The following is a 26,595-nucleotide window of genomic DNA, read 5'->3' on the forward strand; positions in this document are numbered from 1 at the left end:
GAGACCGGCATCGGCGGTGTCAGCTGCTTGCCCGGAGCTCCTGCAGCAGCTCCTGCGCGACCATGAGATCGTGCGTGTCCTGCCCTTCGGCGAAGCGATCGTAGATAGGCGCGAGGAGCGCGAGCGCCTCGCCGGCTCGATTTTGATCCTTCCACAGCCGCGCGAGGCTCGCCGCCGTTCGCAATTCCCACGCGATCGTCTGCTGCCGGCGGGCCCATTCGAGCGATCGGTGATAGTACAACTCGGCCTCGCGCGACCCATCGGGCGCACTGTAGGACAGGATCAGCTCGCCTTTGATCCGGAGGATCTCGGCGAAGTACCATCGCTCGTCATTCTGCTCGGATCGCACCAGGGCTTCGTCGATCGCCGCCAATCCCTCGGCGATGTTTCCGGCACGCCCGAGGGCGGAGGCGAACTCGCTCTGGAAGACGATGTAATAGACGCCGTACTGGATCTCGCGGAACTCCGCCAGGGCGGCCTCGAGTTCGGCCAGCCCGCCATCGAGGTCACCGCGTTTGATGAGCAGGACGCCTCGGAAGCACCGGCCCCAGCCTTGCCAGAAACCGAGCCCTTCGGCCGCATTGTCGATCAGCATCGAGACGTAGTGCTCGACCAGCGGCAGATCGCCGACGAACAGGGCAACGGGGCACGCGGCGTGAACCAGGACCTGACAAAGGGTTAGGGTATCGTTCCCAGAGGCGGCGCCGTCGACAATGCTCTTGACCAGGAGCACGGCCTGCTTCGGCCGGCCCTGCAGCCAAAGGATCCGCGCAAGAAAGCACCGGGCCATGGCGCGTTGGTCGAAGACAAAGCGGTTCAGCTGGGCGCCGATGACCGGAACCTCGTATCTGCCCAGCATGCGTTCGATGGTGTGGCGCGCCTCGGCCTGGTCGCCCAGGAGATGCAGGATGTAGCCGACCATCCGGTCTCCGACCAGGATGCCGAGCTTGTCGCCTGCGCTGGCGGCAAGCTCGGAAAACCTCCTCGCGAGCGCCAGCGCCTCGCGGAACTCGCCCTTGTTCAGCAAGCCAGCCCACAGGCCCCACAGGGCCCGCAACTGGTAGTCGCGATTTTCCTGCCGCTCGGAGGTTTCGAGAGCCCGGTGCCATGCAGCCATAGTCTCCGACCCCAGGCCCTTCGTCTGCATCAAGGACCAGGCGCGCGCCGCGTGCAGGCGCATCTCCTGGTCCAGAGTCCGGCTGGTCTCGGGCGCGGCCAGAGCGCGGTCGACCCGTTCCTCGCACTCCCTGGTGAGCGAAAGATGAAACCAGAGCGGGATGGCGAGGACCGTCAATGCGACGCCCGTGGCCACATCGCCGATGGGCGAAAAGGTCCAGTCGAGCGCGGCTCTGACATTGTCGATGTTGTGCCGGTAACGTGGGAGCCAATCGGTTGCGGGCTCGCGCTCCCATTTCCCATAGGCCTGTTCGAGCAAAGCCCGATAGTGCTCGGCGTGGCGCCGCGCGAACCGGTCGTGTTCGGTGCATTCGTCGAGCTTGACCAGCGCATAGGCACGGGTGGTGTCGAGCAGGCGGTAGAGCGCCACGGCCGCATCCAGGCTGGCCGTGACCAGGGATTTGGCGATCAGATCGGCGATCGCATCGACGATCTCGGACGGAGGCGTATCGCCGTCGGCCAGAACGGCGCTCGCCGATTCCATCGTGAACATGCCGGCAAATACGGCCAGGCGGCGGAGCACGACCTGCTGCAGCTCCGGCAGCAGGTCGTAGCTCCAGTCGAGCGTCGTGTGCAGTGTCTGATGGCGGGGCAGGGCGGTGCGGCGACCACGCAACAGCAAGCTGAAGCGCTCGTTCAGCCGCGCCGCGAGCCCGGCGATGCCGAACGTGTCGACACGCCCCGCGACGATCTCGATGGCCAGCGCGATTCCGTCGAGGCGCCGGCATATCTCGGCGACGAGCGGCGCCTCGGCATCGCCGAGCTCAAAGGCGTCGAGGCATGCGGCGGCCCGTTCGACGAACAGCTGAACCGAGGGAAACGCCAGGGCCTCGGCGGCCGTAAGCTCGGTGCCGCTCTGCGGAAAGGCCAGCGGCGCAAGCCGGTGCACGCGCTCGCCCTCGGAACGGAGGGCTTCCCTGCTTGTCGCCAGGATATGGACCCGCGGGGCTCCCTTCAGCACGTCCTCCGCCATCCTTGCTGCGGCTTCGACGACGTGTTCGCAGTTGTCGAGCACGATCAGCAGGTGCTTTTCCCGCAGGAAGGTGATCACGTTCGGCAGCGGCCTTTCCGACCCCACGCCGACCCCGAGGACGGTCGCCAGCGCGCCCGGCGCCAGCAGCGGATCGGAGAGAGGGGCGAGGTCGACGAAGCGGACACCGTCCTTGAAGCTGCCGGCCAGGGTGTCGGCGACGGCAACCGCGACCGTCGTCTTGCCGATGCCGCCGGCGCCGACGATGGTGACGAAGCGCTGCCGGGTGACTTGCGCGGACAGGGCGGCCACCGTGTCGGAACGGCCGACCATGCGCGTGAGCGGCATCGGCAGATCCTGCCGCGCCTCAATCGCCTCGATCTGCCGGTCGACATCGCCGAGCACGAGACCGCGATCGACGGGTGCTACGAAGCTGTAGCCGCGTCCCGGGATGTTCGCGATGAAGCGCCTGCCGGCTTGTCCGTCGCCGAGGGCGCGGCGCAGGGCGGCGACATGGACCTTCAGATTGCCCTCTTCCACGAAGGTGTTGGGCCATACGCGGTCGAGCAGCTCCTGCTTGCTCAGGACCTGGCCCGGCCGCTCGAGAAGGGCGACGAGGATGTCGCGGGCACGACTGCCGAGGTGAACCGGCTTGTCGCCTTCGAGCAGCAGCTGTTGCGCGGGCAGCAGTCGGAAAGCGCCAAAGGAGATCTCGCTCGGCTTCTCAGCCTCGTACCCGGTCACTCTTCGCCCCTTCGGCTCGTGAATCTGATGGCGCCTGCTAGAAGCCCCATCCAAGCCATGCGGGCGCTGTCCTCGCTGGCCTCGCATATCGTCCCGCGATCGACGGGCACGGTCAACGCCCGGTACTGACAAACAAAGGGGCGAGGTCCGTATTGCTCTGCCCCCGGAATCATGGAAAACTTTGCTGTTCGATTAAAGAGCATAATCCGGAGACGTCCAATGACCGTCCGGCAGAGGCAAAAATTCCTCCAGACAGCGGAATGTACTCCTCTTTATTTTGGAAGTATTAACAGACGCGATCTCATGACGCGAAGCATCACGGCGGGGCTGAGCTTGGCCGGGGTCGGAGCCGTCGCGAAGATGGGTATTGGCGCAGCCTATGCGGCAGACCGTCCGCTGACACCCACCGTCTACCAGTGGATCCAGAACTTCCACCCTGCGATCTCGGAGGTGAACGCCAAGTTTCCCGGCATCAATAGCCAGGTTGCGCCGGTCGAGGGGTTCGGCATCGAACGCTTTGTCGCCGAAGCGAAAAACAACGAAAGCACCTGGGACGTCTATGTCGGCCAGACTCCCTTCGTGGAGATGTCGGCCCTGGTCAAGGCCGGCGTGATTGAGCCGTGGGACAAGTACATCCCGAAGGACGTGATCGATGATCTCCTTCCATCGATCCGCGAGGAATGCACGATCGACGGGAAGCTCTACAGCTGGCCGTTTCTTCTGGATGTCATCGGCACGGGATGGCATTCGGGCCTGACGAGCAAGGCAGGGGTGGCCGATGCCGCGCCGGCGACCTGGGACGATGTCCTGGCCGCGGCCAAGACGATCGTGGACAAGCAGGCGGCGCCATGGGGGGCCACCTTCGACAGCCACGGCTGGCGCTCGCTGGCGCCGATCGCGCACAGCATGAGCTCCCATGTCTATACGCCGGAGGGCCTGTTCGACTTCACCAGCGAGCCGGCGATCGAAGCGCTGAAGCTGATGAAGCAGATCATGGCGGTCGCCAATCCCGATGTTCTGCTCGAAGGCGCATCGGATGCCGGTGTCAATGGAACCCCGGACGAGGTCGCCTTCGCCGCTCAACGCGTCGGCCTCTACTTCAAGTACTTCAACGCGCCGCTGCGCATGGCAACGAATTGGGACGATCCCAACGCCCTGCACCTCGGGCCATTGCCCAAATTCGCCAACGGCGAAGGCTCGACCGTGTTCTGGACCACCGGCTGCGCGTTGTTCAAGCACGGCCAGAACAAGGAAAAGGCAGCGGAATACGTCAAGGCCCTGACCTACGACAGGCAGATCTGGAAAGACTCGATCGTGGGGACCCCGAGCGGCCATCCGGGGCAGCTGCCGCCCTACAAATCCATCTATGCCGAATGGCGCGCCAACAAGCCCGACTGGATGCCGGACTTCGTGACCCTGGTTCGCGACCAGCTCGACAGGGCCAAGGCGATCAGCAACCACCTGTTCGGATTGCAGCAGTTCGTCATCGGCAAGCCGATCTGGGAGGCCTACCTGAAGGGTGAGGAGGCCGACCCGAAGGTCGCCATGCAGAAGGTCGCCGAAGCGGTCAATGCCGAGGTCAAGAAAGGCTGACGCACGGCCGGCGGACAGGCTTGCCGGATGCGGCCTGCCGCCGGAGTAGCGCCTGGCCGTCAGTAAGGGTTAGAAGCCGCGGGGTCCTTGGGCCTTGCGGATGATGCGCGCCGAGTTTCGAGCGGATTCTTCAGGCAAGGACGATATGACCCTATACCGGCCCGCAGCGGCGGTTCCCTTGCGCCGCCAGGCGGTCCAGCTGCGCCGGGCCGCCGGTCCGTGGCTGTTCCTGCTGCCGGCCTTGGTGTTCTTCGCCCTGTATCAGATCTACCCGATCCTGCGCGTCCTCTGGATCAGCTTCACCGACTATCAATTCCTGTCCAATCAGCCCGCCAAATGGATCTGGCTCGGGAACTATGCCGATGCCCTGCAGGATCCCCTGCTGTGGGCCGGCCTCGGGCGTGCCGCGCTGTTCACCATCATGTTCCTGCCCGGGACGATCATTCTGCCGCTGCTCCTGGCAATCCTCGTGGATCGGGTGACGAACGCGCGCGTGGCGACCTTCTACCGCGTCGTCCTGCTGATTCCGGCGGTTATCCCGAGCACGCTCATCTTCGTGCTGTGGAAGTGGATGTATAACTACCAGGCGGGTCCGATTAATCATTTTCTGGTCGAGACGGTCGGCCTGTTCACCTTGCAGAACGCGCCGCAGTGGCTGGGCGGGACGCCGCTGACGCTGCCCTCGATCGCCATCATGGAAGTGTGGTGGGGGCTGGGCTACCACACCATCTTCTTTCTCGCCGGCCTCGCCGCGATCCCCAAGGATCTGCCGGAAGCCGCGCGCATCGACGGGGCGAATGAGTGGCAGATCTTCTGGTATGTCACCCGGCCTCGGCTTGCGCCGATTATGATGGTGCTGGTCGTCCTGCGCTTCGGAACCGCGATGGCGGTGATCGACGAGTATCTGATCTTCGGCGGCTTCAACCGGGCCTCGCCGACCTACACCTGGACGATCTTCATGTATGACCAGGCCTTCAAGCTCGGCCTGTGGAGGCAAGGCTACGCCGCGGCGATCGGGATGATCGGGGCACTCGCCATGATGCTCGTCATGGTGCTGCTGCTTCGGCTGTTCCGGGCCAAGGACTGACGGTGGGATCGAGCTGCCAATGAGCCTTGAAGCCATTCATCGCAGCCGGGTCGCGGCAAAGCGGGCGATCGGCGGGCAAGCCAGGCCGGGCTGGTCCAGGCGCAAGCGGGCCGCGGTCGCCCGCCATCTGGTGATCAATCTCTTTCTGCTGATCATCCTGCTGCCGCTGGTCTGGGTGCTGTTCATGTCGGTGAAGACGCTGCCCGACGCGATGCGCGGCGATCTCTTCCCGAGGCAGCTTGACTTCACTCATTATTCCTACGTGTTCGAGCGTATCACCACGCTGCCGATCAACCTGTTCAACAGCGTGTACGTCACTTTCAGCACGGTGCTGATCACCATGTGCTGCTCCGTCATGGCCGGATACGCGCTCGTGCATCTGAGGCCGCGCGGCACCGGGCTGGTGATCACCATTCTGCTGGTCTCGCTCTATTTCCCGGTTCGCGTCGTGTCGCTGATCAGCATCTACGAGACCCAGCGCTGGCTCGGGCTGATCAACAGCACCGCCGGCCTTATCCTGCCCTATGTCACCCTTCAGCTGGCGATCAGCGTGCTGATCATGCGCAGCATGTTCCAGCTTGTTCCGCGTGAGGTCATCGACGCCGCGCGAGTCGACGGCGCCGGTCCCTGGCGGACGCTGTGGATGGTGGGCCTGCCCATGGTGCGCAACGGTCTCGTGGTCATCTTCATCGTCAACTTCGTCGCGGCGTGGGGTGAGTATCTGCTGTGCGTGACGCTGATCGACGACGAGGCACGGCGCACGATGCCAGTTGTCCTGGCCGTGGCTCAAGGCGGGCAGGGCCATTGGTCCTGGCCCAATCTCGCGGCGGTGTACATCATTGTGACCACGCCCGGCATCGTCGCCTTCGCCTTCGCCCAGAAACTGTTCTTCAAGGGTCTGGCTGAAGGCGTGACGAAGCTGTAGCGGTGTTGCCGACAAAGGAAGGCGGGATCCTATCGCCCGGGGCAGACCCCCAGGCTTCCCGACCTCGCCGGATGTCGCCGTGGCGGCTCTCAGATGAAGGCGCGATCGCGTCCCAGCGGTGTTGGCAAGCTAAGCCTTGCCGCCATCGCGATCAGGTCAGCCAGGGAACACGCCTTCATCTTCCGCATGACCCTGCCGCGATGGGCCTTCACGGTGATTTCGCTGATGCCCAGCTCGAAGCCGACCTGCTTGTTGAGGAGCCCGGTGGCGACCAACGCCATGACCTCGCGCTCGCGACCGCTGAGCGTTTCGTGGCGCCTGCGGAGGGCAAGCACTCCCGCCTCATGTTCCAGCCTGGTCCTGCTGACCTCCAATGCGCGATCGATCGCTGTCAGGAGTTCCTCGTGGTCAAACGGCTTCATGAAGAACTCGATCGCTCCGGCCTTCATGGCCTGGACCGCGACCGGAACGTCGCTGTGGCCGGTCAGGAAGATGACCGGCATTTCGCTGCGCTCCGCCGCGATGCGTCTCTGAAGCTCGAGACCGCTCAAGTCGGGAAGCCGAAGGTCCAGGACAACGCAACTCGGGACCGATGCATGGGGACGCTCCAGGAACTCGAATGCGGATCCGAAGGCCTCTGCGCGCCAGCCCGAAATCCGGACGAGTTCCGCGAGAGACTCGCGGACGGATATGTCGTCGTCGACGATGAAGACGGTCGGCGCGCAGCCGGCATCCGATGACGACGGAGCGTTCGCGACGACAGGGTTCGACGGCGCGTCGCGATCCAAGCCCGGGTTAAGCAAACTGCGGCGTTCCGGGAAGTCGATGCGAGCTGGCTCAGTGGATCTGCTCCGTGCAAGACCGATCTCCGGGAGAGGGCTGCAACGGATTTGTGCGGATCTTACGTGATATGAATGTGATATCATTTGTTCCTCCACTGTTTGTTGCGCGGAGCGTCTCGGATGTCGCTATTGCTGGTGGACCGGGCCTCAATCCAGGACGGAGCGCAGAGCGGCGACCGCCTGAGCAATGGCGCTTCGCGTTGCCGGCGTGTCCGCCAACGCATTCAGCACGACGAACCCGTGAATGGTGCCGCTGTAGCGGACCGAGGTCGCCCTCACGCCGGCCCTGATGAGCAGGCGGGCGTAGCCTTCGCCGTCGTCGCGAAGAACATCGTTCTCCGCGACGATGATCAGTGCATCGGGCAATCCACGCAATTGGTCGACGGAGGCCCGCAGGGGTGCCGCGGTGATCTCGTTTCGCAACGCGGCGTCGGGAAGATAGGCATCCCAGAACCGTTCCATGGCGGCCTTCGTCAGCCACGGTCCGTTTGCGAAGGTTTGGTACGAGGATGTGGTGAAATCGGCATCCGTGATCGGATAGAACAGGATCTGCAGATCGATCTTCGGACCGCGGCGTTGCATCGCGAGGAGCGTGACCGCGGCGGCCATGTTGCCACCCGCGCCGTCTCCGACGACTGCAAGCCTGGTGGGGTCCACACCGAGGCTCTCCCCGTGAGCGGCGACATAAGCGGTGACCGCATAGATCTGCTCCAGGGCAACCGGATACCGCGCCTCGGGTGAGCGGTCGTAGTCCACAAAGAACAGCGCCGCGCCCGCGGCGACGGCCAACTCCCGTACGACCCGGTCGTGAGTGTCGGCATCTCCGAGACACCAGCCGCCGCCATGGATGTAGACGATGACCGGCAAGATCTTTTGAGCATCACTGGGCCGGACGATCCTGACGGCCACCGATCCGGTCGGCCCGACCGGAAATGACATGTCCTCGATCCGAGCGGAGGGCCGTCCGACGGCGCCGGCCTGAATCCGGACCAGCGCGCGGCGTGCTTCCTCAGGCGACAGGCGGCACAGGTCGGGGTTCCCGCCGATCGTATCGAGAAAGTCCTGCGTTATCGGCTCGAGAATCCAACTGGCGTCATTCATTCTGTAACCTCGGCTCGGCTCGCGCGATATCGGAGTTCAGGGACGGATCCGCCGCAGCCTCGCGCGGACCGCCTGTCCAACATTCTCTGCAGTGGTCTATGCACCGGATCGCGCATCGGCGGCGGACTCCCGAAGGCGCCTGACTGAAGAAAAGCTGCGCCTGTTCGAACGCCGGTTCGAGTTAAGACTGGTAAATCCGGGTTCGGAGCAGTGTGGCAACCCGACGGACGAGCGGTCGGATGCCACGGACTGGCGGCGAGCGGTGCTGCAAGCCTGAGACAAATGCGGCCCGGCCGCGGGCGAGGCTTCAACTCGCGTGGCCGGGCCGCCAGCGCTGCTGGGGGGAAAGACAGCGCGTCGAGTTTGTGGCTGCTTCATGGGGGGGAATGAAGGCTAGGCCACATGCCGCGTTTGGGGGGAGAAATCGCGGCGAAACCGACAATAGTCCATGCCTCGATGTCCATAAATAATATGTTGGTATCGGTGTGCATTACAGCGCCGGTTATGCCGAGGGACGGACGAATTCGCGCGAGGCGGCCACTTCGACGACGCCGATTAACCTGGCTTAACGAATTCTAACTGGGAGAATTCTGCGGATCGGCGTCAAAGTCGAGACAGCAAACAAGAGCTCGTCGGAGCAGGGCATCTGAAGCTGATCCACGGCGACAGGCGCGAGAGGGGCGGCCATTTCACCGTCCGGGAGCCGCAGGCCCGGTTCAGCGCCGCAAGGCGCGTCCGGAATCGCCCGTGCCGCTGATCGGAAATTGCGGATCAGGACCCGGCCCCGATGTCGACGACGCTTCAAGCAAACCGAGACATGGAGGTGATCATGCACGTCGGCCAGCTGCTCCTGGCGAGATCGGCACCGTTGTCGCCCCAGCGGAGGAGCGAAGCGGACCAAGCGCTCGTCATCATCGTCGATGGCCAAGCGTCGGTTCGAGAGGCGCTGTCGGAGTTGATCCTGTCGGCGGGCTTCCGACCGGTCTGCTTCGCATCGGCCCGTGAATTCCTCGACGCAGATCTGCTGGACGCCCCCGGCTGCATGATCCTGGAAGTGCGGATGCCGGGGACGAGCGGCCTCGATCTGCAGCGACATCTCGCCCAGAACGGCAACGCCAAGCCGATCATCTTTCTCACCGGCCATGGCGACATCCCCATGACGGTTCAGGCGATGAAGGCCGGCGCCGTTGATTTTCTCACCAAGCCGGTGCGGGACCAGGCGCTGCTGGACGCCGTGATCGCGGGCGTTGCGATGGATGCTGCGCAGCGCGCCAAGGCCCGGATCGTCCGGTTGCATGTCGACCGCTACAAGACCTTGACGCTGCGCGAGCGGCAGGTGATGTGCGCCGTGGCGCAAGGCCGTGTCAACAAACAGACCGCCTATGACCTCGGGATCAGCGAGGTCACCGTCAAGCTCCACCGCGGCAACGCCATGCGCAAGATGCAGCTGAGGTCCGTCGCCGAACTCGTTCGCGTCTGGGAAGCGCTGCCAGCCGAGATGCGCGGGAGCGCGCGCCAATCCGGGGGGGCTGTATGGCCAGCTGTTCCCGACCATCCTGCTGGCCCGGCTGGTGTCGACGGAGCTCGAAGCGAGGCAATCGGAGTGGCATATCGGCGCGGGATCTACAGCGTCGTTGCCAGCTAGATGCGAGCCTCCGCTCCGGTTCCCGACACTCGGCTCTCCTGCCGCGCAGCGGCCGCGTGTGGGTCAGGTGCCCCAAGTCTCCGTAGCCCGTTTCAACGCCACGGGGCAAAACCGCCCGCGGACAATTCATGCCATGTTGGCCTGCATCCGAGCCAGGCCGGTTGGACAGCACGGCCGGCCGGATCGCGCTCTTGACGATAGGTTCGTATGCACCTATTTTGGGCGGCATGTCACCTTCGCAAGCTCTCGACGACGAAACCGCCGACCTGATCGCCCGCACCTGCCTGTGCCGGCGCATCCAGCGGGCAGGGCGGATCATCGGTCGTCGTTTCGACGAAGCGTTCCGGTCGCTCGGGATCAACAACTGGCAGTTCTCCGTCCTCATCACGCTCAAGCATCTCCGGTCCCCGACCATCGGCGAATTGGCGGAGGCGCTCGGGATGGACCGCACAACCTTGACCAAGAACCTGAAGCCGTTGTCCCGGCGCGAGCTTCTGCGCGTATACACCGACGAGCACGATGCGCGGGCGCGGCGCATCACCTTGACGGAGGCCGGCGAGGAGATTCTCGCCGGTGCCGAAGAAGGTTGGCATCAGGCTCAGCGGGCGGTTACTGCGGGCTTCCCGCCGGAAGAATTCGCGCAACTGACCTCCTCGCTGGAGCGCTTCCAGGTTGTGGGCAGGGGCTGAACGATGGGCGCGAACCTCGAAGGTCCGGCATATAGGTGCATATACACTGAAATGGCGGCACGCGGCCGATCCAGCCTCCCGCAATGCCGGTTCCTGCCATCGGAAATCCGCTCATGAAAAAGATGCACCTTCTGCTCTTCGTGGCTTTCCCGTTGCTGGCTGCAGGCGGGGTGAGCCTCCTCGTGGTCTCCGGAGCGGCCGAAGAGCGGAGGGCGCAGGACGATGGCGATCCGCGCAGCGTTCCGCCGATTATCGCGATCGCCGAGGCCAAGACGCTCGGGCATGTCGAGCGCGCATTCACCGGCTCGATATCGGCGCGGGTGCAAAGCAATCTCGGCTTCCGCGTGCCCGGCAAGATCGTCGAACGCATGGTCGACATCGGCGAGCGCGTCGCCGCCGGCCAGCCGCTCATGCGCATCGACGAGAATGACCTGCGCCTCGCCCTGACCGCCAGGCAGAACGCGGCCGCCGCCGCCCGCGCGGTCACCGTGCAGGCCCGCGCGGACGACAAGAGATACGCCGATCTCGTTGCGAAGGGATGGGCGACGAAGCAGCGCCACGAGCAGGCAAAGGCGGCGCTGGATTCCGCCGAGGCGCAGCTCGCCGCCGCCGAAGCCGAGGCCAGGGTCGCCGCGAACGAGGCCGGCTATTCCACCCTCGAGGCCGACGCGGACGGCGTCGTCGTGGAGACGCTCGGCGAGCCCGGCCAGGTCGTCTCGGCCGGACAGGTGGTGGTGAGGCTCGCCCATGCCGGGCCGCGCGAGGCCATCGTGGCACTTCCCGAGACGGTCAGGCCGATCCTGGGCTCGCAGGCCGAGGCGACCGTCTATGGCCTCGATAAGCGGCGCTGGCCCGCGCGCCTGCGGCAATTGTCGGATTCAGCCGACCCGCAGACCAGGACCTATGAGGCGCGCTACGTGCTGGATGGCGATGCGGCATCGGCACCGCTGGGTGCGACGGTGACGCTGTGGATCGCGGATGCCGATGCCGCCCAGGACGTCGAGGTCCCGATCGGCGCCATTCTGGACGACGGCGGCAAGACCGGCGTCTGGGTGATCGACCAGGACAAATCCACGGTTGGCTTCAGATCGGTGACGATACGCCGGCTCGGCGAGGAGACGGCGATCGTGTCGGGCGTCGAACCCGGCGAGCGGATCGCAGCGCTGGGCGCCCATCTTCTCCATGACGGCGAGACCGTCCGCATTGTGGTGGCAAAGGCGGAATCGCCATGAGCTTCAATCTTTCGGCGCTCGCCGTCCGCGAGCGCGCGGTGACGCTGTTCTTCATCATCGCGATCGCGATCGCCGGCGCCTTCGCCTTCCTCGAGCTCGGCCGCGCCGAGGATCCCGCCTTCACCGTGAAGACGCTGACTGTCACCACCGCCTGGCCGGGCGCGACGGCGCAGGAGATGCAGGACCTCGTCGCCGAGCCGCTCGAGAAGCGACTCCAGGAGCTGGCCTGGTACGACCGGGTCGAGACCACGGTGCGGCCCGGGCTGGCCTTCATGACGCTCACCCTGAAGGACAGCACCCCGCCGGCCGAGGTGCAGGAGCAGTTCTACCAGGCCCGCAAGAAGCTGGGCGACGAGGCCCGGAACCTGCCCGCCGGGGCCATGGGCCCGTTCGTCAACGACGAATATTCGGATGTCAGCTTCGCGCTCTACGCGCTGAAGGCCAAGGGCATGCCGATGCGCGCGCTGGTCAGGCAGGGCGAAGCGATCCGCCAGCAGCTGCTCCAGGTGCCCGGGGTCAAGAAGATCGACATTCTCGGCGAACGGCCGGAACGCATCTTCGTCGAGTTCTCCTATGCCAAGCTGGTCACGCTCGGCGTCTCGGCGCAGGACATCTTCGTCGCCCTGCAGCGGCAGAACGCGGTGACCCCGGCGGGCTCGATCGACACCGAGGGACCGCAGGTCTTCATCCGCCTCGACGGCGCCTATGACGACCTTCAGAAGATCGCCGACACGCCGATCGCCGCCGGCGGCCGCACGCTCAAGCTCTCCGACATCGCCGATGTCCGGCGCGGATACGAGGACCCGGCGACCTTCATCATCCGCCATCAGGGCGAGCCGGCGCTGATGCTGTCCGTGGTGATGCAGGGCGGCTGGAACGGCCTCGACCTCGGCCGCGCGCTGGAGGCGGAAACGGCGAAGGTTGCCGGCGCCCTGCCGCTCGGGCTCAGCCTGACCAAGGTGACCGACCAGGCCGTGAACATCACGGAGTCGGTCGACGAGTTCATGCTGAAGTTCTTCATGGCGCTCGGGGTCGTGCTGCTGGTCAGCCTGCTCAGCCTCGGCTGGCGGGTCGGCATCGTCGTCGCGGCCGCGGTTCCCCTCACCCTCGCGGTCGTCTTCCTGGTCATGCTGGAGACCGGCCGCTTCTTCGACCGCATCACGCTCGGCGCCCTGATCCTCGCGCTCGGGCTGCTGGTCGACGATGCCATCATCGCCATCGAGGTGATGGTGGTGAAGATGGAGGAAGGCATGGACCGGATCGCGGCCGCGGCCTATGCCTGGAGCCATACGGCGGCGCCGATGCTGTCGGGCACGCTGGTGACGGTGGTCGGGCTGATGCCGGTCGGCTTCGCGCGCTCCACCGCCGGCGAATATGCCGGCAACATCTTCTGGATCGTGGGCTTCGCCCTGATCGCCTCCTGGGTCGTGGCGGTCGCCGTCACGCCCTATCTCGGCGTGAAGCTGCTGCCCGAGATCAAGCCGGTCGAAGGCGGGCACCACGCCATCTACGACACGCCGAACTACCGGCGCCTGCGCCGGGTCATCGCCTTCGCCGTGCGCCACAAATTCCTGACCTGCGGCGCGGTGGCGATTGTCTTCATGCTCTCCGTCATCGGCATGGGCGCGGTGAAGCAGCAATTCTTCCCGACCTCCGATCGTCCCGAGGTCCTGGTCGAGGTGCGCATGCCGGAAGGCACGAGCATCGAGGCGACGGAGCGGACGGTGGAGACGGTCGAGCGCTGGCTGGCGGACCAGCCGGAGGCGCAGATCGTCACCAGCTATGTCGGCCAGGGCGCGCCGCGCTTCTTCCTGGCCATGTCCCCGGAACTGCCCGACCCTGCCTTCGCCAAGATCGTCATCCTGACGCCGGACGCGGAGGCCCGCGAGGCCCTGAAGCACCGGCTGCGCATGGCCGTGGCCGAAGGGCTGGCGCCCGAGGCCCATCTGCGCATCACCCAGCTGGTGTTCGGCCCCTATACGCCGTTCCCGGTCGAGTTCCGGATCATGGGGCCGGACGCCGGAGAGCTGCGCCGGATTTCCGAGCAGGCCCTCGCCGTCATGCGGGGCGTGCCCGACGTGCAGCAGGCCAATCGCGACTGGGGCAACCGCGTGCCGACCCTGCGCTATGTCCTCGACCAGGACCGGCTGCGCCTGATCGGCCTGTCGCCGGCGGAGGCGGCGCAGCAGCTGCAGTTCCTGCTCACCGGCGTCACCGTCACCCAGGTCCGCGAGAACATCCGCACCGTCGACGTGGTGGCCCGCAGCGCCGGTGGAGAGCGGCTCGACCCCGCCCGCCTCACCGACTTTTCGCTCACCAGCCGCGACGGGCGGCTGATCCCGCTCGACCAGATCGGCCACGCCGAGGTGCGCATGGAAGACCCGATCATGAAGCGGCGCGACCGGACCCCGACGATCGCCGTCCGTTCCGACATCGGCGAGGCCACCCAGCCGCCCGAAGTCTCGAAGCATGTCATGCAGGCCCTGCAGCCGCTGATCGCCTCGCTGCCCGCGGGCTACCGCATCGAGATGGGCGGCTCGATCGAGGAGGCGGGCAAGGCGAATGCCGCGCTCGCCGCCGTGTTCCCGATCATGGTCGCCCTGATGCTGGTCTTCATCATGCTGCAGGTCCGCTCCTTCTCGGCGACCGCCATGGTGATGCTGACCGCCCCGCTCGGCCTCGTCGGCGCCGTGCCGATCCTGCTCGCCTTCAACCAGCCCTTCGGCTTCAACGCCATCCTGGGGCTGATCGGGCTCGCCGGCATCCTGATGCGCAACACCCTGATCCTGATCGGGCAGATCAAGGAGAACAAGGATGCCGGGCTCGACGACTACCACGCCGTGGTCGAGGCGACCGTGCAGCGCGCCCGTCCCGTGATCCTGACGGCGCTCGCCGCCGTGCTGGCCTTCGTCCCGCTCACCCATTCGGTGTTCTGGGGGTCCATGGCCTACACGCTGATCGGCGGGACGGCCATCGGCACCGTGCTCATCCTGCTTTTCCTGCCGGCGCTCTACGCCGCCTGGTTCCGCGTGAAGCCGGCGGATGCCGTCTCGCCTGAAGCCAGGACCGGCTTGGGTCGCGGACACCGTGAGGCAATCCCCGCGCCGGCCGGCGCCGAGTGACAGACGCACCGACAGGATCAGGACGGCACGCCGGCCTGCCGGCGAGCTGCGACTGCGACGACGCCCATCGGAATGGATGCCACCGGTTTCGACGCGGCGGCCTCAGGCAGAAGCCGCGCGATGTTCTTCGCGGGCGGCCTGCCACACCTCGCGGGCTGCATCTGCGTTCATCGCGGCGATACCAAGCCCGACGATGAGATCAGGCCAGGCGGTCGACCAGAGATAGGCGGTGACGACTCCGGCGAGAATGATTGCGATGTTGGCCAGGACGTCATTGCGTGCGGACAGGAAGGCGGCCCGGGTCAGGCTGCCGCCATGTTCGCGAAAACGTGCCAGCATCAGGGCGCAGGTGAAGTTGACGATCATGGCACCCGTCCCGGTAAGGGTCAGTGCCGCCGGCGCGGGCGGCACGGGTACCATGAACTTCTCCCAAGCCGCCCAAAGCGTGGCGATTCCCGGAACCAGCAGGATCAGGGCGAGCGCCATGCCGAGTTTGGCCCGCTGTCTCACGCTCCAACCCAGCCCCAGCATGATGAGCAGGTTGACCGATGCGTCTTCGAGGAAGTCGATGCTGTCGGCGAAGAGCGAGACCGAGCCGATGGCCACAGCGACGGCAAACTCGATGCCGAAATAGCCGAGGTTGAGCGCCGCGACCCGGCGCACGACCCGACGCAAGCCAATTTCGGTGGCCACAGCATCCATTCTGCCGCTTCCCATCTGCAAGGCCGCCCGCCGCTTCGCTACCCCGCAGCGATGCCGAAACTTCTTCACCCCGGCCCGAAGATGATCCCAGCTAAATTCATCCTGCTCCAGCCCTGATCGACAGAGGGCTCAAGACGGTCGCCGCCCGACGCGGCGAACGTCCATCAGTCCGACCGCGGCCCCGACCGCCGGATCGTCAGGGCAGGAACGACGCGTCCTCCCGCAGCTCGATCACCGTCGGCCCTTCGGCCGCGAAGGCCTCGGCCAGGCTGTGTTCGAATGCGGCCAGCCCGTCGGGTCGCGCGGTGCGGCAGCCGAAAGCCTCGGCCAGCTTGAGGTAGTCGGGGTTGCGCTGGTTGACGCCGATCGTCGGGATGCCGCGGGCCGTCATGCCGTCCCGGATCTGAGCCAGGCTGTCGTTGTTCCACAGCACGATCGCGAGCGGCAGCTTCAGTTCGACCGCGGTGCCGAGCTCCTGCAGCGTGAACAGGAAGCCGCCGTCCCCGACCAGGGCCACGGTCGGTTGTCCCGGCGCCGCGATCTGGCCGCCGATCGCGGCCGGCAGGGCGAAGCCAAGCGTGCCGTAGCCGGCCGGGAAGATCCACCGCTTGGGGGCGGGGCAGGGGAAGTAGCAGTACCCGGTGTAGGTGATCTGGGTCATGTCGGCGAAGACCACGCCTTCGGGCGGCAAGGCCCGGCGCAGCGCGTCCAGCACCGCAAGGTGCTTGCGCTCCAGCGGCGTCAGGGTCGCTCGTTCGCGCGCCCGCTGGGCGGCGATCTCGGCGGTGCCGTGGAAGCCGTGCCCGGCCCCCGTCGGCCCCAGGGCGGCGCGGATCATCGCAACCGCCGACCGGGCATTGCCGAGGATCGGCACGTCCACATCGTAGTCGCGGGTCAGCGCGGCCGGGTCGAGGTCGATCCGGATCAGCCGGCCGCCGAGGGCGAGTGGCCCGTCGCGCCACAGATCCGGCTCGGCCAGCTCGGTGCCGATGGCCAGGACGACATCGGCGGCCTCGACGAAGGCCTGGGTCAGGGGCCGCTCCAGCGTCGCCTCGAGGGCCAGAGGATGCGCGTCGGGAATGACGCCCTTGGCGGCGATGGTCGGGATGACGGCGGCGCCGATGGCCTCGGCCAGGGCGACGATCTCCGCCGCCGCGCCGATGCTGCCGCCGCCGGCGATGATCAGGGGCCGCCGGGCACCGCGCAGAAGCCCGGCCGCCGCTTCGACCGCCGCCGGATCGGGCCGCGCCGCGGCCGGGACCTGCCGGCGGCGGGGAGCGGCCGGATCGGGCATCTTCAGGACGTCGAGCGGGATCGAGATGTGGACCGGGCGGGGGCGCTGCGAGGCGAAGACGGCGAAGGCGCGGGCCACCAGCTCGCGCAGCTGCGCCGGGCTGTGGGCGACGGCGGAGAAGGCGGTCAGCGGCTCGGTCACCCGAGCCTGGTCGGTGATCTCGTGCAGYCGGCCGCGCCCCATCCCCAGGTCTTCGGTCGCGGCGACGCTCGACAGCACCAGCATCGGCTGGGAATCGGAATAGGCCTGGCCGATCGGCGTCGCGGCATTGGTCACGCCAGGGCCGGAGATCAGCAGGCACACGCCGGGCTTGCCGGAGATGCGGGCATAGCCATCGGCCATGAAGCCGGCGCCCTGCTCGTGCCGGACGCCGACGTGGCGGATGCCCGCCGCCTCGATGCCGCGATAGGCCTCGAGCGTGTGCACCCCCGGCATGCCGAAAACGGTGTCGACCCCATAGGCGCGCAGCAGGTGCATCAGCTGGGTGCCGCAGGACGGAACAATGGTCATGGCGGTGCCTCGGGTCAGACGGGTTTGGCGGCTTCGGTCAGCGCCCATCTGAGGGCGCCGAATTCGTCGATCACGACCATGAAATCGACGCCCAGCTGTTCGGACAGCCGGCGCTCCGCATCGCTCCAGGCCGGCATGATCCACGGCTTGCCCGCGCGGGTCGCGGCGGCCGCGACGCGGCGCAGGTCGGCCTGGTCCTCCGGGCCATTGCGGTAGGCGCCGCGGCCGCGGCTGAGCGAGAGGTCGCTCGGTCCCATGAACACGCCGTCGACCGTCGGCAGGGCCAGGATCGCCTCGACATCGGCGAGCGCCGCGGCGGATTCGATCATCGGGAAGCAGCGGGTGCGGCGGTTCTCGCCATCGTAGTAGCTCTGCGGTGCCCCGCCATAGCGCGCCGGGCGGGTGCCGCTGAAGCTGCGGCCGCCCAGCGGCGGGTACTTCGCCGCCGCGGTCACCCGCGCGGCCTGCGCCACATCCTCGATATGCGGGATGATCACGCCGTCGCAGCCCATGTCGAGCGCCTGCTGGATCGGGATCGTCTCGGGGCCCAGCACCTTGACGAAGATGGCCATACCCAGGGCCCGGGCGAGGGCCACGAGCTTGTCGGTGGCGTCGAGATCGAACAGCCCGTGCTCGACATCCAGCACCACGCGGCGATAGCCGACGTCATGCGCGATCTCCAGCATCGCCTGGTGCGGCGTCGACAGCCACACGGCCAGCCGGCTGAGATCCAGCTCAGCCATGGACGCCTCCGTCCTTGCGGTCGCGCTCGGCCAGCATCGCGGCGACGTCGACCATGTCCTGCAGCGCCATCCCGCCGCGGAGCTTGGCCAGCCATTCCCCTTCCTCGGCCTGGTCGGCGAGGGCGGTGTCGCTGACCCCTTCGACCTGGTCGCGCGGCAGCACCAGGATGCCGCAATCATCGGCCAGCACGGCATCGCCCGGCGCGACCGCGATGCCGCCGCAGGCGATCGGGATGTTGAAGCCGCCGCCGAGATTGAGCAGCTTGGTCGTGATCGGCGAGATGCTGCGGGCCCAGGTCGGGACGCCAGCCTCGCGGATCGCGGCCGGGTCGGTCACGGCGCCGTCGACGATCACGCCGGCGACGCCGCGCAGTTTGGCCACCGCGGCCATGAAGCCGCCCCAGCAGGCATGCTGCCGGTCGCCGGCCCGGTCGATCACCACGACGTCGCCCGGCCGCACGCGGTCCATCGCATGGTACAGCAGGGTCGAATCCGGCCCGGGGATCGACACGGTCACGGCGGTGCCGGCGATGCGCGGCCCGTCGATCAGCGGGCGCAGCGCCGGGGCGACGAAACGGTCATGGAGATAGTGCCCGACGGTCGCGGTCTCCACGCCGCGGAAGCGATCCAGGATCGGCGCCGGGATCTGCGGCGGCATCGCCTCGAGGCGATACGAGCGGACGGCCATTCAAAGGCTCCTGCGTTGAAAAGTCGGCACCGGCGCGGTCAATCCAGAAGGACCCGGACCGCGCCGGCGCAGGTGAAGAGGGTGGCCGCATCGCCGACGACCGGCGCCCTCCGGTGGCGGGCGGCCGAGTTCTGCTGGCGCACATGCATGGTTTCGCCGGAGGCGAGGTCGACGGCGTAGCGGCGGTCGGTACCGATATAGATCGCGTCGCGGACCCGGCCCTCGATCCGGACCCGCTCTTCCGCCGGGCCGTCCTCCGTGGCGTCGGCGAAGGCCAGGGCTTCGGGCCGGATCGCCAGGGTCACCGCCTGGCCGGGGGCGAGGGCATGGTCGCCCCGCGGCAGCCGGATGGTCGTGTGTGCCGCCTTCAGCGCCACCCCGTCCGGTCCGGCCTCGGCCACGGTGGCGGCGAGAAAGTTCATCTCGCCGATGAAGCCGGCGCTGAAGCGGCTGGTCGGGCGCTCGTAGATCCCGACGGGATCGTCGACCTGCAGCACGCGGCCGTCATGCATCACCGCGATTCGGTCGGACATGGTCAGGGCCTCCTCCTGATCATGGGTGACGAAGACGAAGGTGATGCCGAGGCGCCGCTGCATCTGCTTCAGCTCGATCTGCATCTCGCGGCGCAGCTTGAGGTCGAGCGCACCGAACGGCTCGTCGAGCAGCAGGACGGCGGGCCGATTGACCAGGGCCCGGGCCAGGGCCACGCGCTGCTGCTGCCCGCCGGACAGCTCCGACGGCTTGCGCCCGGCCCGGCCGTCCATCCGCACCAGCGCCAGCGCCTCGCGCACCCGCTCGGCCCGTTCGCGTCGCGGCACGCGCTTGACCGCGAGGCCGAAGCCGACATTGTCCTCGACGGTCAGATGGGGGAACAGGGCGTAGCTCTGGAACACGGTGTTGACCGGGCGCAGATGGGCCGGCACCGCGACCATCGACCGGCCCTGGATCCGCAGTTCGCCCGCGGTCGGCTGCTCGAACCCGGCGACCAGGCGCAGCGTCGTGGTCTTACCGCAGCCCGACGGGCCGAGCAGGGTGAAGAACTCGCCGCACCCGATCGACAGGTCGATGTCGCGCACCGCGTTGATCTCGACCGTGCCGACCTTGGCGAAGCGCTTGGCGATGCCGCGCAGCTCGACCGCGAACTCCATGGTCACTGCGCCGCCTTCACCTGGGTCCAGCCATCCTGGTAGAACTTCATCGCCTCGCCATGGTCGAGGATGAATTCGGCCTTCTTCAGCCGCTCCTCCGGCGGATAGATCGCCGGGTTGCCGGTGATCTCAGGCGGCAGCAGCGCCTTGGCCTTCGCGTTGGTGTTGGCCACCTTGACCAGCCGCGTGACCTTGGCCGCGACCTCGGGCTGCAGCAGATAGTCCAGGAACTTGTAGGCGGCGTCGCGGTTCGGCGCGTTCCTGGCCACGGAGTAACCGTCGATCCACATCGTCCCGCCTTCGTCCGGCAGCACGTAGTGCACCTTCGGATTGTCGGCCATCGCCTGGATCACGTTGCCGCTCCAGGCCTCGACCAGGCAGGCCTCGCCGGAGGAGACGAGGTCGGCGAAATTGGTGCTGTTGTAGCCGCCCAGGATCGGCTTCTGCTCGATCAGGGACCTGGTCGCCTTGGCGATCTCGTCGGGGTTGGCCGACGTCGCGCTGTAGCCGTTGATCTGCAGCGCGGCGATGTAGGCCGCGAGCATGTTGTCCAGCATGTAGATCCGGTCCTTGTATTTCGGATCCCACAGCGCCTTCCAGCTGGTGACCGGCTCGGTCACGCAGTCGCTGTTGTAGGCGAAGCCGGTGGTGCCCCAGATGTAGGGCAGGCTGTACTGGTTGCCGCTGTCGTAGGAGAGAGTGCGGAACACCTCCGACAGGTTGGCGAGGCCGGGCAGCCGGGTGTGGTCGAGCGGCTCGACCAGCCCCTTCTTGACCAGGATCTGCACCGCATATTGCGACGGGTTGATGATGTCGTAGCCCGACGCGCCGGCCTCCAGCTTGGCGATCAGGGATTCGTTGCTGTCGAAGGTGTCGACCGTCGCGTCGATCCCGGTCGCCTTGGCGAAGTCCTGCACCACCTCGTCCGGCAGCTCGGACGACCAGGCGTAGATGTGCAGCTCCTCCGCCATGGCGGGGGCGGCCAGGGAGAGGGACAGGGCGACCGCCGACAATCCGGCGAGGGCGCAGCGGCGAAGATCCTGTTGCATGAAGCCTCCTGAATGCTTGGGTTGATTGGATCGGACACGCCTTGGACGGCGCTTATCTCTTGAGCAGCAGCTTCAGATGCCGGCCGGCCACCGCGACGACGACGAGGATGTTGGCGGCGACGAGCAGCGTCCCGAGCGCGTTGATCTCGGGCGTGATGCCGGTCTTCAGCATCGAATAGATCCGCAAGGGGAGCGTCGTGGTGCCGACGCCCGAGGTGAAGGTCGACATCACGAAATTGTCGAAGGACAGGGTCGCCGCTAGAAGGAAGGCGGTGACGATGGCGGGCAGCAGGAGCGGCAGCGTGACCCGGAAGAAGGTCTGGCGGCCGTCGGCGCCGAGATCGGCCGCCGCCTCCTCCAGCCTGCGGTCGAGGGCGGCGGCGGCGGCGCGGACGATCAGGGTGGTGAAGGGCACCGCGATCAGCGTGTGCCCGGCGATCAGCGTGAAGTAGCCGAGCGGGATGCCGGCCGCCGCCATCAGCACCAGGAAGCCGACCGCCAGCACGATCTCCGGCAGCACCAGCGGCGCCAGCACCAGGGTCGAGAAGCCGTCCCGGCCCCGGAAGGTCCGGCGGGCGAGGACGAGGGCGGTGAGTGTGCCGATGACGGTGCTGAGCAGGGCCGAGGCCCCGGCCACCACCGCGCTGACCCACAGCGCGCGCTGCAGCGACCGGTCGGCCAGCACCTCGCGGTACCAGTCGAGGGTGAAGCCGGTCCAGACAACGGTCGAGCGCGAGGCGTTGAAGGAATAGACGATCAGCACCGCGATCGGCACGAACAGGAAGAGGTAGGCGGCGATCGTGACCGTCGGCGTGAAGCGGGACAGGGCGGCGTCGGCGGCGCGGCGGACCGGGCCGGCGGACCGGGCCGCGGGGAAGGGCAGGGCATCGGTCATGCCCGCTGCCCCTCGACCCGGCGCAGCAGGCGCATGTAGAGCAGGATCGCGATCGAGGAGAAGACCAGCAGCACCACCGCGACCGCCGAGCCCAGTGGCACGTTCCGGAAGTCGAGGAACAGCTGGACGATCAGATTGCCGATGATGATGCTCTTGCCGCCGCCGAGCAGCACCGGGATAGCGAAGACGCCCATCGACGGGACGAAGACGAACAGCACCGCCGCCATCACGCCCGGCAGCGACAGCGGGAAGGTGATGCGCCAGAAGCTCTCGGTCGGGCTGGCGCCGAGATCGCGTGCCGCCTCGAGCCAGGTCCGGTCGATCGGGTTGAGCGCGGCATAGATCGGGAACACGGCCGCGGGCAGGAAGGCGTAGAGCATGCCGACCAGGACGGCGCCGTAGCTGCCGAGCATGCGCAGCGGTTCGTCGATGATCCCGAGCCAGGACAGCCCGGCATTGATCAGCCCGTTGCGGCCGAGCAGCACCACCCAGGCCGAGATCCGGATCAGGAAGTCGATCCAGAACGGCACCAGCATCAGCACCAGCAGGATCGGCGCCCACCGGCCGGCGCGGAAGCTGATGAAACAGGCGACCGGATAGGCGATGGCGAGACAGAGGAGCGTGTTGACCGCGGCGAGCTGCAGCGAGTTCCAGAAGATCGGGATGTAGATCGGCTGCAGCAGCTCGGCATAGCTGGCCAGGCTGAAGCCGGGCACGATGCCGCCATAGGCGTCGCGGCCGGACAGGCTGTCGGCGATCACGATCAGCATCGGCGCGATCAGGAAGGCGACCATCAGGACCGTCGCCGGCGACAGCAGCAGCAACGTGACCAGAAACGGCCGGCGCCGGATCGCGTCCATCAGCGTCCCGGCCCCTGGCCGTCGCCGGGCACCGCCGCCGGGACCGGATGCGGCGCCGGGCGGGTGCCCGAGGCCACGAGATTGACGACGTTGAAGTCGAGATGCCTGCGCATCGCCGCCTCGGCGCCGTCCGCGTCGCGCGACGCCAGCGCGTCGTGCAGCGCCTGCATCGTCTCCAGCTCGTCCCGGATCAGGGTGATCGGCACATGCGACAGGTAGAGGCTGCGGACCGAGAGCGCATAGAGGCGATTGAGCGCCTGGGCGAGGTAGCCGTTGCCGCTGGCCTTGGCGACCAGCCGGTGCATCCGCTCGTCGATCTCGATGTTCCAGGCGAGGTCCTGGTTGCCGGCGGCGGCGCCGGCCCGCGCCTCGGCCAGGATCAGGCCGAAATCCGTGAGATGGCCGGCACTGGCCCGCGCCGCCGCCAGCCGGGCCGCCAGCACCTCGGCGTGCTGGCGGAACTCGATCAGTTGGAACAGGTCGGTGGCCGAGGTGGTGGAGACGAAATAGCCGCGCTGCGGCACATTCTTGACCAGATCCTCCTGCGACAGGCGCTGCAGCGCCTCGCGCAAGGGGGTGCGGCCGACCTCCAGCCGCTCCATCACCCTCTTCTCCTCGATCGGCACACCCGGCTCGAATTCGGCACGGATGATCGCCTGGCGCAGCTTCTCATAGGCCACATCGCTCATCCGTCGGGCCGGCGGCAGGGTCATCGCATCCTCATAGGATCTTACAAATATATTTATAGGATTTTATAAACGCCACTTGGAGTCAAGGTCGATGGCATAGGCGAAATGCCCGGGAGGCTTGGAAGGTCTCCGCGCCCGGCCTCAGCCGCGTGCGGTCAGCCCAGCGAGCGTCCGCTTTCGAGATCGCGCTGATTTGTCCGGCCATTGACAGGCGGCGCGGAGAGGTTCAACTCTATCCACAATATGGAATAAATGTCCATAATGTGGACAAAATGGAGAGGACGCCATGCCAGCCGATGCCGATACGTCCCGGATGCCCTACCAGTATCCGAACCCGCCCGAAGCGCTGGCGGACATCGTCGTGCCCGACGCCATCCCGGTGGATGAGCGGGTCTGGGTGCCGCAGGCCGAGAACGTCTGGTTCCGGCCACTTTGCCTCAACATCTCAAGCGGTTACTGGATGAACCTGCTGCGGGTTCGGAAGTCCGGCGTGCTCAGCCGCCACCGCCATCCCGGCCCGGTCCACGGCTTCGTGCTGAAGGGGCGTTGGCGCTATCTCGAGCATGACTGGGTCGCCACCGAAGGCAGCTACGTGTTCGAGCCGCCGGGCGAGACCCACACCCTGGTGGTCGACGAGGATGTCCAGGAGATGATCACCTATTTCCAGGTCAACGGCGTCATGTACTACGTCGACCCCTGGGGCAAGCACACCGGCTACGAGGACGTCTTCACCAAGCTCGACATGTGCCGCAAGCACTATGCCGCGGTCGGGCTGGGCGAGGATTACGTCAAGCAGTTCATCCGCTGACGCCTTCGCAGAAAAGATAGCAAATACAGCGTTCTGAGGAAGATTTCTCATGTCATCCGGCAAGCCGCCGCGGATCCGCTGGATCCAGTGGACCGCCGTCGCCTTCCTGACCACGGCCGGCATCGTCAACTATCTCGACCGCAGCACCCTCTCGATCGCCAATCACGACATCGCCGGCGAGCTCGGCCTGTCGGGCCTGCAGATGGGGCTGTTGCTCTCCGCCTTCTCCTGGACCTATGCCTTCTCGCAGCTGCCGGTCGGGGCGCTGCTGGACCGCTTCGGCGCCCGGGTCATGCTCGGCGCCGGCATGTTCTTCTGGTCGCTGGCCCAGTTCGCCGGCGGCCTGGCCCAGTCCCTGACCCAGCTCGTCACCACCCGGGCGGTGCTCGGCGTCGGCGAGGCGCCGCAGTTCCCGGCCGGCGCCAAGGTGATCAGCGAATGGTTCACCCCGCGGGAACGCGGTCTGCCGACCGGCATCTTCGTCGCCTCCTCCTGCATCGGGCCGGCGATCGCGCCGCCGATCCTGACCGTGGTCATGCTGGCCTTCGGCTGGCGGCCGATGTTCCTGATCATAGGCGCGCTGGGCATCATCGTCGCCATCGGCTGGTACCTCATGTACCGCAACCGCAGCGAAGTGGCGCTGACCGAGCCCGAACGCTCCTATCTCGACGAAGGCCGCCCGGCCCGGATCGTGCCGCGGCAGAGCTTCGCCGACTGGATCAGCCTGTTCGGCAATCGCACCACCTGGGGCATGGTGCTGGGCTTCATGGGCGTGGTCTACATGGTCTGGCTCTACCTGACCTGGCTGCCCGGCTATCTCGAGCATGAGCGGCATCTCAGCATCGCCAAGACGGGCTGGGTCGTCATCATCCCCTACATCTTCGGCGCGCTGGGCATGCTGTGCTCCGGCCGGGTGGCGGATTTCCTGCTGGCCCGCGGCGTCGGCGCCATCGCCAGCCGCAAATGGCCGATGGCGGCCGGCCTGGTGGGCGGCGCCATCTTCACCCTGCCGGCCGCCTACACCCCCGACCTGACCCTGGCCGTGGTCTACATCTCGCTGGCGATGTTCTGCATCAACTACGCCAGCTCCACCGCCTGGATGCTGGTCAGCGTCGCGGCGCCGTCGCGCCAGGTGGCGTCGCTTGGCAGCATCCAGAATTTCGGCGGCTATTTCGCCGGATCCTTCGCGCCGATCATCACCGGCTTCGTGCTCGACCAGACCGGGTCCTTCGTCAACGCGCTGCTGATCAGCGCGGCGGTGGCCTGCATCGGGGCGCTGGCCCTCGTCGTCCTGGTGCGCAAGCCGGTCGCGGATCGTGGCGCCGCCAGCCGGGAGGAGAAGTACGCATGACCTTCCAGACCGATCTCTTCGCCGGCCGCACCGCGCTGGTCTCCGGCGGCACCCAGGGCATCGGCGCCGGGGTGGCGACCGAGCTGGCGCGGCTGGGCGCCACCGTGATCGCCGCCGGGCTGGCCCCGGCCGCGGGGGCCGAGGCGCCGCAGGGCGCCCACGTCGCCGAACTCGACGTCACCAACCAGGCCTCGGTCGACCGGCTGGTCGGCGGCCTCGGCAGGCTCGACATCCTGGTCAACTGCGCCGGGGTGATCCGGCGGGTCGAGGAGCATGACCCGGCGGTGTTCGCGCAGGTGCTGGCGGTCAACCTCACCGGCACCATGCGGCTGTGCAGCGCGGCGCGGCCGCTGCTGCGCCAGACCGCCGGCTGCATCGTCAACACCGCCTCGATGCTCAGCTTCTTCGGCGGCGGGCTGGTGCCGGGCTACAGCGCCAGCAAGGGCGGCGTGGTGCAGCTGACCAAGTCGCTGGCGATCGCCTATGCCGAGGACGGCATCCGCGTCAACGCGGTGGCCCCGGGCTGGATCGCCACGCCGCTGACCCAGGCGCTGCAGGACGACCCGGCGCGCTCCGGCGCCATTCTCGGCCGCACCCCGCTGGGCCGCTGGGGCCAGCCGGAGGATGTGGCCCGGGCGGTCGCCTTCCTGTGCAGCCCGGCCGCCGGCTTCATCACCGGCGTGGCGCTGCCGGTCGACGGCGGCTATCTCACGGTCTGAACGGGCAGGGCAG

22 protein-coding genes are annotated in these 26,595 nt (G+C 67.2%); 10 read left to right on the forward strand and 12 right to left on the reverse strand.

Features of this window, described 5'->3' with window-relative positions; translation table 11 throughout:
- Window positions 1-19 precede the first annotated feature (19 nt).
- The gene (locus AB4112_RS07020; protein WP_309792670.1) at window positions 20-2,890 is read right to left on the reverse strand and encodes an ATP-binding protein; all 2,871 of its coding nucleotides are present in this window, start codon (window positions 2,888-2,890) and stop codon (window positions 20-22) included.
- A 303-nt stretch (window positions 2,891-3,193) separates the two neighbouring features.
- On the opposite strand from AB4112_RS07020, the gene AB4112_RS07025 reads away from it, so the two are divergent.
- The 3 genes from AB4112_RS07025 to AB4112_RS07035 all read left to right on the forward strand — a co-directional run bounded on the left by AB4112_RS07025 (window position 3,194) and on the right by AB4112_RS07035 (window position 6,495).
- A complete protein-coding gene (locus AB4112_RS07025) occupies window positions 3,194-4,483 on the forward strand; it encodes an ABC transporter substrate-binding protein (RefSeq protein ID WP_309792669.1) in 1,290 nt (429 codons plus the stop codon).
- A 100-nt stretch (window positions 4,484-4,583) separates the two neighbouring features.
- A complete protein-coding gene (locus AB4112_RS07030) occupies window positions 4,584-5,570 on the forward strand; it encodes a carbohydrate ABC transporter permease (RefSeq protein WP_309792668.1) in 987 nt (328 codons plus the stop codon).
- Between the two features lie 19 nt (window positions 5,571-5,589).
- Window positions 5,590-6,495 carry a carbohydrate ABC transporter permease gene (locus AB4112_RS07035; RefSeq protein WP_309792667.1) on the forward strand — a complete coding sequence of 302 codons (906 nt, stop codon included), beginning with the start codon at window positions 5,590-5,592 and terminating at the stop codon, window positions 6,493-6,495.
- An 89-nt stretch (window positions 6,496-6,584) separates the two neighbouring features.
- On the opposite strand, the gene AB4112_RS07040 is transcribed toward AB4112_RS07035, so the two are convergent.
- On the reverse strand, window positions 6,585-7,283 hold the full coding sequence (locus AB4112_RS07040; protein WP_441718098.1) for a response regulator transcription factor: 699 nt from the start codon (window positions 7,281-7,283) through the stop codon (window positions 6,585-6,587).
- Between the two features lie 201 nt (window positions 7,284-7,484).
- Entirely contained in the window at window positions 7,485-8,438 is a 954-nt protein-coding gene (locus AB4112_RS07045; RefSeq protein WP_441718101.1) for an alpha/beta hydrolase, read from the reverse strand.
- 787 nt (window positions 8,439-9,225) lie between these two features.
- On the opposite strand from AB4112_RS07045, the gene AB4112_RS07050 reads away from it, so the two are divergent.
- The 4 genes from AB4112_RS07050 to AB4112_RS07065 all read left to right on the forward strand — a co-directional run bounded on the left by AB4112_RS07050 (window position 9,226) and on the right by AB4112_RS07065 (window position 15,126).
- Window positions 9,226-10,083: a response regulator transcription factor gene (locus AB4112_RS07050; protein WP_441718104.1), complete on the forward strand. Its 858-nt coding sequence runs from the start codon at window positions 9,226-9,228 to the stop codon at window positions 10,081-10,083.
- 161 nt (window positions 10,084-10,244) lie between these two features.
- Window positions 10,245-10,772, forward strand: a complete 528-nt coding sequence (locus AB4112_RS07055) for a MarR family winged helix-turn-helix transcriptional regulator (protein WP_309792662.1) — start codon at window positions 10,245-10,247, stop codon at window positions 10,770-10,772.
- Between the two features lie 113 nt (window positions 10,773-10,885).
- Window positions 10,886-12,004, forward strand: coding sequence for an efflux RND transporter periplasmic adaptor subunit (locus tag AB4112_RS07060; protein ID WP_441718108.1), 1,119 nt, complete (start codon window positions 10,886-10,888; stop codon window positions 12,002-12,004).
- Window positions 12,001-15,126, forward strand: coding sequence for an efflux RND transporter permease subunit (locus AB4112_RS07065; protein ID WP_441718111.1), 3,126 nt, complete (start codon window positions 12,001-12,003; stop codon window positions 15,124-15,126). Before AB4112_RS07060 ends, AB4112_RS07065 begins: the two co-directional genes overlap by 4 nt.
- Before the next feature lie 102 nt (window positions 15,127-15,228).
- Here AB4112_RS07065 and AB4112_RS07070 read toward each other — a convergent pair whose 3' ends face one another.
- From AB4112_RS07070 to AB4112_RS07110, 9 genes are all read right to left on the reverse strand, one after another.
- Complete coding sequence (locus AB4112_RS07070) at window positions 15,229-15,828, reverse strand: cation transporter (protein WP_441718113.1); 600 nt, start codon at window positions 15,826-15,828, stop codon at window positions 15,229-15,231.
- A 196-nt stretch (window positions 15,829-16,024) separates the two neighbouring features.
- On the reverse strand, window positions 16,025-17,632 hold the full coding sequence (locus AB4112_RS07075; protein ID WP_441718116.1) for a 5-guanidino-2-oxopentanoate decarboxylase: 1,608 nt from the start codon (window positions 17,630-17,632) through the stop codon (window positions 16,025-16,027).
- A 14-nt stretch (window positions 17,633-17,646) separates the two neighbouring features.
- On the reverse strand, window positions 17,647-18,375 hold the full coding sequence (locus tag AB4112_RS07080) for an HpcH/HpaI aldolase family protein (RefSeq protein ID WP_441718119.1): 729 nt from the start codon (window positions 18,373-18,375) through the stop codon (window positions 17,647-17,649).
- The gene (locus AB4112_RS07085) at window positions 18,368-19,063 is read right to left on the reverse strand and encodes an RraA family protein (protein WP_309792656.1); all 696 of its coding nucleotides are present in this window, start codon (window positions 19,061-19,063) and stop codon (window positions 18,368-18,370) included. Before AB4112_RS07085 ends, AB4112_RS07080 begins: the two co-directional genes overlap by 8 nt.
- Before the next feature lie 38 nt (window positions 19,064-19,101).
- Window positions 19,102-20,211 carry an ABC transporter ATP-binding protein gene (locus AB4112_RS07090; RefSeq protein ID WP_441718328.1) on the reverse strand — a complete coding sequence of 370 codons (1,110 nt, stop codon included), beginning with the start codon at window positions 20,209-20,211 and terminating at the stop codon, window positions 19,102-19,104.
- 2 nt (window positions 20,212-20,213) lie between these two features.
- Entirely contained in the window at window positions 20,214-21,260 is a 1,047-nt protein-coding gene (locus tag AB4112_RS07095; protein ID WP_441718124.1) for an ABC transporter substrate-binding protein, read from the reverse strand.
- Between the two features lie 52 nt (window positions 21,261-21,312).
- Window positions 21,313-22,155 (reverse strand): ABC transporter permease, encoded by an 843-nt coding sequence (locus tag AB4112_RS07100; RefSeq protein WP_309792654.1) that lies wholly within the window; start codon window positions 22,153-22,155, stop codon window positions 21,313-21,315.
- Window positions 22,152-23,015, reverse strand: coding sequence for an ABC transporter permease (locus tag AB4112_RS07105; protein ID WP_441718128.1), 864 nt, complete (start codon window positions 23,013-23,015; stop codon window positions 22,152-22,154). The genes AB4112_RS07100 and AB4112_RS07105 overlap by 4 nt, the downstream gene beginning before the upstream one ends.
- Window positions 23,015-23,728, reverse strand: a complete 714-nt coding sequence (locus AB4112_RS07110; protein ID WP_309792652.1) for a GntR family transcriptional regulator — start codon at window positions 23,726-23,728, stop codon at window positions 23,015-23,017. Before AB4112_RS07110 ends, AB4112_RS07105 begins: the two co-directional genes overlap by 1 nt.
- Window positions 23,729-23,990: 262 nt before the next feature.
- Here AB4112_RS07110 and AB4112_RS07115 point away from each other — a divergent pair, with 262 nt between their 5' ends.
- From AB4112_RS07115 to AB4112_RS07125, 3 genes are read left to right on the forward strand one after another with little or no spacing between them, the layout of a single operon-like run.
- Entirely contained in the window at window positions 23,991-24,512 is a 522-nt protein-coding gene (locus AB4112_RS07115) for a 2,4'-dihydroxyacetophenone dioxygenase family protein (RefSeq protein WP_309792651.1), read from the forward strand.
- 49 nt (window positions 24,513-24,561) lie between these two features.
- Window positions 24,562-25,863 (forward strand): MFS transporter, encoded by a 1,302-nt coding sequence (locus AB4112_RS07120; RefSeq protein ID WP_441718132.1) that lies wholly within the window; start codon window positions 24,562-24,564, stop codon window positions 25,861-25,863.
- Window positions 25,860-26,582, forward strand: a complete 723-nt coding sequence (locus tag AB4112_RS07125) for an SDR family NAD(P)-dependent oxidoreductase (RefSeq protein WP_441718135.1) — start codon at window positions 25,860-25,862, stop codon at window positions 26,580-26,582. The genes AB4112_RS07120 and AB4112_RS07125 overlap by 4 nt, the downstream gene beginning before the upstream one ends.
- Window positions 26,583-26,595 lie beyond the last annotated feature (13 nt).

The sequence above is a fragment of the Inquilinus sp. 2KB_23 genome, assembly GCF_052115705.1.
GTDB lineage: Bacteria > Pseudomonadota > Alphaproteobacteria > DSM-16000 > Inquilinaceae > Inquilinus > Inquilinus ginsengisoli_A.

Excerpts from the sequence above, each read along its gene's own strand:
- AB4112_RS07025 (WP_309792669.1), top strand. The coding sequence starts at position 3,194 with ATGACGCGAAGCATCACGGCGGGGCTGAGCTTGGCCGGGGTCGGAGCC.
- AB4112_RS07030 (WP_309792668.1), top strand. The coding sequence starts at position 4,584 with ATGATGCGCGCCGAGTTTCGAGCGGATTCTTCAGGCAAGGACGATATG.
- AB4112_RS07035 (WP_309792667.1), top strand. The coding sequence starts at position 5,590 with ATGAGCCTTGAAGCCATTCATCGCAGCCGGGTCGCGGCAAAGCGGGCG.
- AB4112_RS07045 (WP_441718101.1), bottom strand. The coding sequence starts at position 8,438 with ATGAATGACGCCAGTTGGATTCTCGAGCCGATAACGCAGGACTTTCTC.
- AB4112_RS07050 (WP_441718104.1), top strand. The coding sequence starts at position 9,226 with ATGTCGACGACGCTTCAAGCAAACCGAGACATGGAGGTGATCATGCAC.
- AB4112_RS07060 (WP_441718108.1), top strand. The coding sequence starts at position 10,886 with ATGAAAAAGATGCACCTTCTGCTCTTCGTGGCTTTCCCGTTGCTGGCT.
- AB4112_RS07065 (WP_441718111.1), top strand. The coding sequence starts at position 12,001 with ATGAGCTTCAATCTTTCGGCGCTCGCCGTCCGCGAGCGCGCGGTGACG.
- AB4112_RS07070 (WP_441718113.1), bottom strand. The coding sequence starts at position 15,828 with ATGGATGCTGTGGCCACCGAAATTGGCTTGCGTCGGGTCGTGCGCCGG.
- AB4112_RS07080 (WP_441718119.1), bottom strand. The coding sequence starts at position 18,375 with ATGGCTGAGCTGGATCTCAGCCGGCTGGCCGTGTGGCTGTCGACGCCG.
- AB4112_RS07085 (WP_309792656.1), bottom strand. The coding sequence starts at position 19,063 with ATGGCCGTCCGCTCGTATCGCCTCGAGGCGATGCCGCCGCAGATCCCG.
- AB4112_RS07090 (WP_441718328.1), bottom strand. The coding sequence starts at position 20,211 with ATGGAGTTCGCGGTCGAGCTGCGCGGCATCGCCAAGCGCTTCGCCAAG.
- AB4112_RS07095 (WP_441718124.1), bottom strand. The coding sequence starts at position 21,260 with ATGCAACAGGATCTTCGCCGCTGCGCCCTCGCCGGATTGTCGGCGGTC.
- AB4112_RS07100 (WP_309792654.1), bottom strand. The coding sequence starts at position 22,155 with ATGACCGATGCCCTGCCCTTCCCCGCGGCCCGGTCCGCCGGCCCGGTC.
- AB4112_RS07105 (WP_441718128.1), bottom strand. The coding sequence starts at position 23,015 with ATGGACGCGATCCGGCGCCGGCCGTTTCTGGTCACGTTGCTGCTGCTG.
- AB4112_RS07110 (WP_309792652.1), bottom strand. The coding sequence starts at position 23,728 with ATGACCCTGCCGCCGGCCCGACGGATGAGCGATGTGGCCTATGAGAAG.
- AB4112_RS07115 (WP_309792651.1), top strand. The coding sequence starts at position 23,991 with ATGCCAGCCGATGCCGATACGTCCCGGATGCCCTACCAGTATCCGAAC.
- AB4112_RS07120 (WP_441718132.1), top strand. The coding sequence starts at position 24,562 with ATGTCATCCGGCAAGCCGCCGCGGATCCGCTGGATCCAGTGGACCGCC.
- AB4112_RS07125 (WP_441718135.1), top strand. The coding sequence starts at position 25,860 with ATGACCTTCCAGACCGATCTCTTCGCCGGCCGCACCGCGCTGGTCTCC.